This window comes from Mannheimia haemolytica, assembly GCF_004342115.1.
Classification (GTDB): Bacteria; Pseudomonadota; Gammaproteobacteria; order Enterobacterales; family Pasteurellaceae; genus Mannheimia; species Mannheimia haemolytica.
On the sequence record NZ_SMAC01000027.1, the window covers coordinates 22,674 to 32,441 of the forward strand.

The 9,768-nt window shown below is 41.8% G+C and carries 5 protein-coding genes and 2 pseudogenes; 5 read left to right on the forward strand and 2 right to left on the reverse strand.

Features of this window, described 5'->3' with window-relative positions; all coding sequences use genetic code 11:
- Positions 1-9: 9 nt before the first annotated feature.
- Both EDC41_RS13915 and EDC41_RS10310 read right to left on the reverse strand, forming a co-directional pair.
- A pseudogene (locus EDC41_RS13915) lies at positions 10-1,670 on the reverse strand (bifunctional metallophosphatase/5'-nucleotidase).
- 79 nt (positions 1,671-1,749) lie between these two features.
- Positions 1,750-3,545: pseudogene (locus EDC41_RS10310) on the reverse strand (PTS ascorbate-specific subunit IIBC).
- 382 nt (positions 3,546-3,927) lie between these two features.
- On the opposite strand from EDC41_RS10310, the gene ulaG reads away from it, so the two are divergent.
- The 5 genes from ulaG to EDC41_RS10335 all read left to right on the forward strand — a co-directional run bounded on the left by ulaG (position 3,928) and on the right by EDC41_RS10335 (position 9,680).
- Positions 3,928-5,019: an L-ascorbate 6-phosphate lactonase gene (gene ulaG / locus EDC41_RS10315; protein ID WP_006251180.1), complete on the forward strand. Its 1,092-nt coding sequence runs from the start codon at positions 3,928-3,930 to the stop codon at positions 5,017-5,019.
- An 83-nt stretch (positions 5,020-5,102) separates the two neighbouring features.
- Positions 5,103-5,849, forward strand: a complete 747-nt coding sequence (gene ulaR / locus EDC41_RS10320; protein WP_006251181.1) for an HTH-type transcriptional regulator UlaR — start codon at positions 5,103-5,105, stop codon at positions 5,847-5,849.
- Positions 5,850-5,906: 57 nt separating this feature from the next.
- A complete protein-coding gene (locus tag EDC41_RS10325; protein WP_006251182.1) occupies positions 5,907-6,767 on the forward strand; it encodes an L-ribulose-5-phosphate 3-epimerase in 861 nt (286 codons plus the stop codon).
- The gene (locus EDC41_RS10330) at positions 6,764-7,483 is read left to right on the forward strand and encodes an L-ribulose-5-phosphate 4-epimerase (protein WP_006250343.1); all 720 of its coding nucleotides are present in this window, start codon (positions 6,764-6,766) and stop codon (positions 7,481-7,483) included. Before EDC41_RS10325 ends, EDC41_RS10330 begins: the two co-directional genes overlap by 4 nt.
- A 220-nt stretch (positions 7,484-7,703) precedes the next feature.
- On the forward strand, positions 7,704-9,680 hold the full coding sequence (locus tag EDC41_RS10335; RefSeq protein WP_235658921.1) for a S8 family peptidase: 1,977 nt from the start codon (positions 7,704-7,706) through the stop codon (positions 9,678-9,680).
- Positions 9,681-9,768: the final 88 nt, after the last annotated feature.

The window sequence follows — 9,768 nt, forward strand, 5'->3', positions numbered from 1 at the left end:
TCCCTTTCGTTAATTTAAGCCGATAATCGCCCAGCGGTTATGCGATTTGCCTTCGATTTTTCCGCCTTTGACGTTGGTGATGTAATCAATCAGCATATTTTGGATTGTGCCTTTTTCAGCCCCCATGGCGACTTTGGATTCCCAAATCACGGGGATTTACTGTCCTTCCCAGATGCCGCCTTTTTTGGTGAGCTGACCAAAGCGGTAGGAGTTCATTCCCACTTTGTATTTGCCGTCATCGGTGATTAGACTGCCGTTTGCCAGTTTTAGATCGACAATTTTGCTACCGCTTGGATTGCGTAGGTCGATGTTGTAGCTTACGCCGCCGAATAGGTCGAAGGTAACGTATTTAGATTTACCCCGCACAGCGTTGTAGCGGTAGTCTTTGTCACCGGCTTGAATGGTGTCGAAGTAATCCGCTGACCATTCCATATACTGTTTAAGCTGTTTGCCGGTTAGCTCATACATGCTCACATCGCCACCGGCATAGCGGTAGTTGTAGATGATGTCTTTTTTCTTGATGTCGCCTTTGTCTAAACGCACGGTTTCGTAGTCAAATGCAAAACTCACTACGTCTGCACCGCTGTAATGTTGTTGCACATCGTGGATCAATGAGGACATTCCGGTGTCTTGCGAGAAAGCAATCGATACACCGTGATTTTGCCTTGTGGGATTAAATCTTGTGCAGTTTCACCGATTTTGACGTTGTTTAAGGCACGCAGTTCATTGTGATACGGTTGGTAAATTTTTTCGATTTCCGGATCGCTTGCGAGTTTCTTCACCGGTACGGTTTTGGCGGTTTTAGAAAGTAGTTTCACTTCGCCTTTGTCATTCACATCAAAGGCAAGATCAACTTCGGAAACCACTGTGCCGTAGCGGTGCGGTTCGGTAATCAGGGTATTTTTGATAGTTTCACTCGGCACATCTTTATGCATATGGCCGGCGATAATTACATCAATACCGTCCACTGCATTCACTAAATCCGCCACGCCGGTGTCGGGAATGTTGTTTTCGTTCTCAATCCCCATATGTGCCAGCACAATAATGGCGTCCACGCCTTTGGCTTTGAGATCGGCAATTTGGGCTTTCGCCTCTTCAATCGGCGAAGTGAACTTCATTGCGTCTAAATGACCGGTGTCTTTTTCAAAAATAGCCGACATTGGGGTGGTTAAGCCGATAATCCCAAGTTTTACGCCATCACGTTCAATGATGGTAGTTGGCTCAACGTAGCGTTTGCCGTCTTTGTGATAGAAGTTGGCAGTGAGAATTTTGGCGTTAATGTCTTTTAAAATCGCATCTAAATTCGGCATTCCGAAGTTAAATTCGTGGTTGCCGAGAATGAAGATGTCGTAATTCATTGCATTCAGCACTTTCGGCACGGGATTGTTTTTCGCTTTGTCTAAGGTTTTAGCGAACTCTTCGACTTGGTTGTCTTGAATCGCATCGCCAATATCAAACAGCAACACATTTTTGTGGTTGGCACGCACCTCTTTGACATAGGTTGCAATTTGGGCGAATGAGCCGGATTTGTCTTCCACGTCTGCCCCGTAGCTCCACGGCACAACACGTCCGTGAACGTCTGAGGTACCAAGTAGTTTAATGTTTACCTCTTTGGCAACGGCAACGCTAACCGCGGAGAGCATAAACAGGGTGGATAAGATTTTTTTCATTGGATAATTCCTCGTTTGATGAAGTGAGTTTTTACAATCTTTAGCATAGATAGGGGTGATTATTCACCCCTAAACTTACTTATTTTGCATTATGCTGATTGATTAGCTCAACTAATTCATCACCAAATGAGTTTGGATTTAGCATATTTTGTACACCTAATACCGCTTTGCCTTCCGGTACTTCGATTTCGTTGGCTAAATGTTTGCTGGAGACAATAATATCAACCTCGCTTAATTTGCCTTTGTAATCAGTTAGCGCACAGGAATCCATAATATTCGGAATACCACGTTTGTCGAGATAGCCTTTGATCTTCATTTTCATCATCATTGATGAGCCTTGACCAGAGCCACACACCGCTAGAATGCGGATTGGGTTTGCAGAATTTTCGGCATTTTCGACCGCTTGTTGCACTACTGCCTCCGCTTTTGGTTCTGCTTTTACTTCATCTAAGCCGTAGCCGTCTAATTGTTCAAGTGTAATGCCACGAGCTGCCGCTTCTGCTTCTTCGGCACGAAGTTGTTTAGATGCGAAGAACATATAAACCATTGCTGCTGCCACAATTACAAAGAAGAAGCCCGGAATGCTGATAATACCTTGTAGGATTGGTGGGAAGAACAATGCCCAGTCAGCCATACCCATCCAACCGTTAAAGGTTGTGCCTTGTGAAGCAAGCATTTGAATAACCCAAGCTGAGCCAAGCACTTCAATAATACCCATCACAAAACAGATTTTCATTACTGCTTTCAACCACCAAATTGGTTTGCAAACACACCAATGGTTGCGTTAGAGAAGAACATCGGGATAAAGCCCGGAATAATAAGCACCGGTGAGCCTACTGCAAGCAAGCCGCCTACTGCCACAAATTGACCGATAGCCCCCCACATAAAGCCGAATACCATCGCATTTGGCGAGAAAGCGTAGATAGCGGCACAGTCAATCGCTAATACTGAGTTTGGAATTAAGCGTTCAGCAATACCTTTGAAGGCTTCTGAAAGCTCAGCTACAAACATACGTACGCCGGTTACAATGATTTGAATTGCCACCGCAAATTTCAAGCCCATTTCAAGAATGTACATAAACCAGTTGGTTTTGCCAGCAAGTTCTTTGAGGTTATCTAAACCGAATGAAAGTAAGATGATTCCAAAAAAGATGGTCATTACTAATGCGGTTGCAGAAATACTGTCGTGGAAAATATTGAGCCAGTTAGGCAATTTCATTTTATCTACAGTATCGTCTTTATCGCCAAGTTTTGGTGCGAGTTTGACTGCAATCCAAGAAGCAATTTGTTGTTGGTGACCAATTGAGAAGCCTGCACCGCCTGTTACCGCTTGGGTTGGTTTATACATAATATTAGACGAAATACCCCAATAAAGAGCCATCAACACTGAGGTGTAGATAATGGTCTCCCACATTGACGCTCCGATGATCATATAGAACACCGCAACCAAGCCTGCTTGTTGGAACATAATGTGACCGGTGAGCATAATGGTACGGATACCGGTTAAACGGCGGAACACCACTAATAGAATATTGAGGAACAGCGCCCCAATTACGGCATAACCAACCCAAGCGTAGTTCTCGCCCATGGTTTGAATGGTCGATTGCATACTGGTGTAAGGGTCAATTACTGCACCGGTAAGTTGGTGATATTTGGCTAAGCCATCAATAACCGGCTTAAAGTTGGTTACTAAGAAACCTGAACCGGCTTGTACAATCATAAAACCGACAATTGTTTTAATTGTGCCTTTAATAATCGTAGAAGTGTCTTTTTTAAGAAGAATGTAACCTAAGCAAGCTACGATACCTAGTAAGAAGGGTGCTTTATTCAGCACTTGATCCTTTAAGAAAAGGAGAATTTCGGTTAAAAAGTCCATAGGGGGCCTCTTTGTTGAGAGATTAATAGAACTAAAAAACTTCAGAGAAGTTGTCGGAATTAATGATAAACGCTAGAAAAAGATTAAAAAAGATTATTTTTAATTATTTGTGAGCGAGATCACATTTTATTTTTATAATCTCGTCATGGAGGAAGAAAAATATATTTATTCGTGATTATTAAAGATTATTCTTTAAATTAGCTCATATATGCTAAATAAATGGTATTTAAATCAAGTTATTAAAATAAATTTTTACCAGTAAATCATAAAAAATTAGACATAGATCACATTTTTGAATAAAAAAGATGTACAAATTTTTGTGATTGTTTATGATTGGTTTTGATTGCATTGTTCTTATTTTAGCGTAAATCAGGAGACTATTATGAGCAAAATTCAAGAAATCACTCGTGAAAGCTGGATCCTTTCAACTTTCCCTGAATGGGGTACTTGGTTGAATGAAGAAATTGAAGAAGAAGTTGTACCGGAAGGCAATTTTGCAATGTGGTGGCTAGGCTGTGTCGGTGTGTGGATTAAAACCCCAGCTGGTGCGAATATCTGTATGGATTTATGGTGCGGTCGTGGTAAATCCACCAAGAAAGTAAAAGATATGGTGCGTGGTCATCAAATGGCAAATATGGCAGGGGTGCGTAAGCTCCAGCCTAATTTGCGGGCTCAACCGATGGTGTTAGATCCGTTTGCGATTAACGAAGTGGACTTCATTCTCGCTTCTCACTATCACTCAGACCATATTGATGTAAACGTGGTAGCGGCTATTTGCAATAATCCGAAATTAGACCACGTTAAATTTGTCGGCCCGTGGCACTGTGCAGAATTATGGAAAAAATGGGGCGTGCCGGAAGAGCGTATCATTGTGGTAAAACCGGGCGATGTCGTGAAATTAAAAGATGTAGAAATTCACGCCCTAGATTCATTTGACCGTACTTGTTTAGTGACCTTACCGGTAGAAGGTGCAGAAGAACGTGGCGGAGAACTTGCAGGCTTATGCCCATCAGATGAAGAAATGGGACGCAAAGCTGTGAACTATGTGTTCAAAACCCCGGGCGGTACGATTTATCACGGTGCGGATTCTCACTACTCAATCCAATTCGCTAAACACGGTAAGCAATTTGATATTGACGTAGCACTGAATAACTATGGCGAAAACCCGGTTGGTATTGCGGATAAAATGACTTCAGTTGATTTATTACGTATGGCGGAATGCTTACGCTGTAAAGTGATTATTCCAGTTCACCATGATATTTGGACAAACTTTATGGCAAGTACGCAAGAAATTATTGATTTATGGCGTATGCGTAAAGATCGCTTACAATACCAATTCCACCCATTTATTTGGGAAGTGGGCGGCAAATATGTTTACCCACGTGATAAAGACTTAATTGAATATCATCACCCTCGCGGCTTTGATGACTGCTTCGAGCAAGAGCCAAATATTCAATTTAAATCCATGCTATAGGTGAGCAGTCGCCACTCTCACTGGAGAGTGGCGTTTTAGCAAGTTCATTATGGAGCAGTAGTGATTAGTAATGGGATAAAGTAGTGAACGAAAGTTATAGACACAAAGAGTTATTAGCCCTGTTGGAAGAACGGAAAGCACTTTCAACAGCAGATATTATGCAGTTGTTAAATATTTCTCCGGCAACAGCAAGACGTGATATCAGTAAATTAGATGGTCAAGGTAAATTAAAAAAGGTTAGAAACGGAGCAGAAGCAATTCTAGCTTCTACAGTTTTTACAGCACACAAAATAACTAACAATGCGCAGGAGAAACGTAGAATAGCGGAAGCCGCCGGTCGTTTATGTAAAGATGGGGAAAGTCTTATTCTGACGTGTGGTTCCACAATGGAAATGCTCGGTGAAGTATTATGTGGTAGAAAATTGCAAATTATTACCAATTATCTACCGCTTGCAAACCAGTTGATTGCAGGTTGCCACGATGATGTAGTGATTATGGGTGGGCAATATAATAAACATAAAAAAGTGATGCTCTCAATTAACACCCAAAATGAGATGACTTATGCCGCTACCACAATGTTTACCAGTGGCAAAGGCTTAACCAGCGAAGGATTATTTAAAACCGATATGATTATTGCCAATGCCGAGCAACAAATGGCAAAGCACGCAGAACGTTATGTGGTGTTATTGGATAGCACCAAGCTCGGTAAAAAAGTCGGTATGCTGTTTAAAGAATTCGATAAAATTGATTTATTGATTACCGGCAAAGAAGCTGATCCGACAATTATCCAAGAATTGCGAAATAGAGGCTTGGATATTATCTTGGCTTAGCCTGTACAAGCGGTCAAATTTAATCAAAATTTTACTTATGATGTTCAAGGGAAAACTATGAGAAAACATAAACTTGGTATTTACGAAAAAGCCTTGCCGAAAAACATTTCGTGGCAAGACCGCCTTTCTATCGCCAAAGTCTGCGGTTTTGACTTTGTGGAAATGTCGATTGACGAAACGGACGAACGCTTAGCCCGCCTTGATTGGAGCAAAAAAGAGCGTGCCAAGCTGGTGAAAACCATCATCAACACCGGCGTGACCATTCCGTCAATGTGCTTGTCCGGTCATCGCCGTTTCCCGTTTGGTTCTTGTGATGAAGCGACCCGCCAAAAAGCCTATGAAATTATGGAAAAAGCCATTCAACTGGCGGTAGATCTCGGTATTCGCACCATTCAGCTTGCCGGCTATGACGTTTATTACGAAGAGCAGGACGAAGGCACGATTCAACGCTTCCAAGAAGGTTTAGAATGGGCGGTAGAGCTGGCGGCAAGCAACCAAGTCACCATTGCGGTAGAGATTATGGACACCCAATTTATGAGTTCGATTTCCCGCTGGAAAAAATGGGACGAGATCATCAAATCACCGTGGTTCACCGTGTATCCGGATTTAGGCAACCTCTCAGCGTGGAACGACAACGTAGCGGAAGAGCTGAAACTCGGCATCGACAAAATCTCAGCTATTCACTTAAAAGACACTTACAAAGTGACTGAAACCTGCAAAGGTCAGTTCCGTGACGTACCATTCGGTGACGGTTGCGTAGATTTCGCCGCTTGTTTTAAAACCCTTGCCGAGCTGAATTACCGTGGCGCATTCTTAATTGAAATGTGGACGGAAAAAGCCGAAGAGCCGATTACTGAAATCATCAACGCCCGCCGTTGGATCGAACAAAAAATGCAAGAAGGAGGATTTACCCTATGACGCAATTAACTGAATTAACCCCTGCATTACAAGCCTTAAGAGAGCGTGTGTTAAAAGCCAATTTAGAATTACCGAAGTATGGCTTGGTAACTTTCACTTGGGGTAACGTAAGTGAAATCGACCGTGAGACCGGTTTAGTCGCCATCAAACCTTCCGGCGTAGAATACGATGCGATGACGGTGGAAGACATTGTATTGGTTGATTTACAAGGTAATCGAGTTTACGGAGATAAAAAACCGTCTTCTGATACAGAAACGCACTTAGAACTTTATCGCCAATTCACTGATATTGGCGGTGTGGTACACACTCACTCTCGCAATGCTGTAGGTTGGGCACAAGCAGGGCGTGATTTATTGGCACTTGGCACCACTCAAGGCGATTATTTCTACGGTGCGATTCCTTGTACTCGCAAAATGACCGCAGAGGAAATTGCCGGCAGTTATGAGCTGGAAACCGGAAAGGTGATTGTCGAAACTTTCCGAACTCGAGGTATTGAACCGAAAGCAGTTCCAGGTGTGTTGGTACATTCACACGGTCCATTTACCTGGGGAAAAGATGGACACGATGCTGTGCATAATTCTGTGGTATTAGAAGAGGTGGCTTACATGAATTTTATTAGCCATCAAATTCGCCCACAAATTGGCCCAATGCAACAGGAATTATTAGATAAGCATTATCTGCGTAAGCATGGTGCAAATGCTTATTATGGGCAATAGCTAATAACCTAAAAATTATTTTCCAAATTATCAACAGCTTTCGAGGGGCTTTCTATAATCGGAATAGCTCCTCAGTCTGTTTGAGTTTATGGATAGATCCACAAATAATTACCATTTTCCTTTTCTTGATTTTAATTTTGATTTTTGTTCTAATCTCTGCCTCTTGTTTTTACAAGTCTATTAAGGATCCGTAGTAGATTTGAAATAAACAAGAGTATCTTTGTATTTATTAGAAGGAAACCAAAAGGTGAAAAATAGAAATTATTTTGTTGCAATAGCAACAATATTAGCCTTATCGCCAGAGGTTAACGCAACTGAACTTTCAGATCAGCTTGCAAGTAGAACAAGATATTATCCTTCCGCCACGGATAGTTATTATAGTTACTATAAATATGCACCGATTTATTCGGGCTACTATACATCGAATAGCCGTAATGGTTATTCGTCGTGGTATTATCCAGGTAGCAATGCAGGTGTAACAACCAGAACTGTTTCGACAACAGTTAATGGCATTACAGTTACAAAAGTTTATACAACGCATAATGGGAGAACAACCGTTCGTACCACTTATGCTCCTGCTGTGAACAAACCAATTGTAAATAAACCGACACCGATTGCCAATAAACCCGTTGTAGATACGCCAACTCAACCGGTTATTGATGCCAACCCAATTATGGATCCGCCAGTCCAACCAATAGTTGATAATAAACCCATCACTGATACACAGCCTAATCCAATTACAGATAACAAACCTGTCATTGAATCGCCAATTGATGACACCCGTCCAGTTATCATTAGGCCTACAACACCGGTAAATCTTCATCCTGAACCTGTAGCTGTTGGTGTACCCAATGTAGGTATTCGATGGAATGACCGCTCTCGTGGTTACAACATTGATGATCCTAATAACAAACAAAATGTTAAGTTAACTGGTGAAGGTGTTAAAGTCGGTATCTTAGATAGTGGTTTTAAAAACTATTTAATGCAGGACGATATACTCAAAAAATTTGGTAATCGCGCTGTTATTATTGAAACAGGGCGTACTGCCCCGGCTTCTGCAACACATGGTATTGAGGTCGCAGAAATGGTTGGGGGAGGGAACTCTCGCAATGGAGTAGCGTCTAAGTCAACGTTATTACTTGCGGATATTACCAAAACAACAAATGCGGGTACAGGATTATCCGCAACAGCTCCAATTTATTATGACTTATGGAATAGGGGAGCCCGTATTTTTAACCAATCATACGGTATTCCAAAGCCTCTTACTTATTTTAATAACAATAGAAATTCTAGCTATTACTATTTACACCAATTTGATGGTAATGTGTTGCAATTCTATAAGGATAAAGTAAAAGAGGGGGGCTTATTTGTCTGGGCTGCGGGGAATAACCGTGGTGATCTTGATCCATCACTCCAAGCTGGGTTACCTCATTATGAAGCTGACTTGGAAAAAGGTTGGATTTCTGTTGTTGCGGTAGCAACCAGAACTAATCAGGGATTGGGTAACTTTGAATGGAGCAATTTATTGCCATATTCTCAAGCCGGTGTGGCAAAAAATTGGACCGTTACCGCAATGGGTGACTACATCTTTAATTTAGGAGGTAGAAACATTATTGCTAGTGGTTCATCCTTTGCAGCTCCAGCCGTTACGGGTACAGCAGCTCTCGTGAAACAAAAATATCCTTGGATGGATGGTAACCTTATCAAACAATCTATTCTCTCGACGGCAACCGATATCGGCGCTCCTGGAGTTGATGATGTATATGGATGGGGTTTACTTAATATTGAAAAAGCCACTAATGGCCCTGCGCGTTTTGATAAACGACTCGCTTTAGCCGATAACGTGACTGTAAATATTCCAAATGGAAGCTATGAGTTTTCCAATAATATTAACGGTGATGCAGGCTTGGTGAAAAATGGCCAAGGCGAATTAATTTTATCGGGTGCTAGTACTTTTGAAGGGGATACAACACTCAATGAAGGTGCTGTCACTATTAACGGTAAAAAATATGTGTCTAAAGTAAACGTATCTCCAAGTGGTACATTGGTTGTCAATAATACCACGTTAGAAAATGGCGTAAATAACGAGGGTACAGTTGTCAACCAGGGTTATTCTACGATTAAGAGAGCTTACGTTGCTTCAGCACAAAGTACGCTAGTGTCAGATTTAGGTTCAAACTTAAATGTATGTATGTAGAAGATCAAACCTAATCTGACAGTCCCCCGTTTTAAATTACCGTGTCTGTCAGATTAATTTGAGCTTAAATTCTTTTCCACCCAAATCC

Excerpts from the sequence above, each read along its gene's own strand:
- ulaG (WP_006251180.1), top strand. The coding sequence starts at position 3,928 with ATGAGCAAAATTCAAGAAATCACTCGTGAAAGCTGGATCCTTTCAACT.
- EDC41_RS10325 (WP_006251182.1), top strand. The coding sequence starts at position 5,907 with ATGAGAAAACATAAACTTGGTATTTACGAAAAAGCCTTGCCGAAAAAC.
- EDC41_RS10330 (WP_006250343.1), top strand. The coding sequence starts at position 6,764 with ATGACGCAATTAACTGAATTAACCCCTGCATTACAAGCCTTAAGAGAG.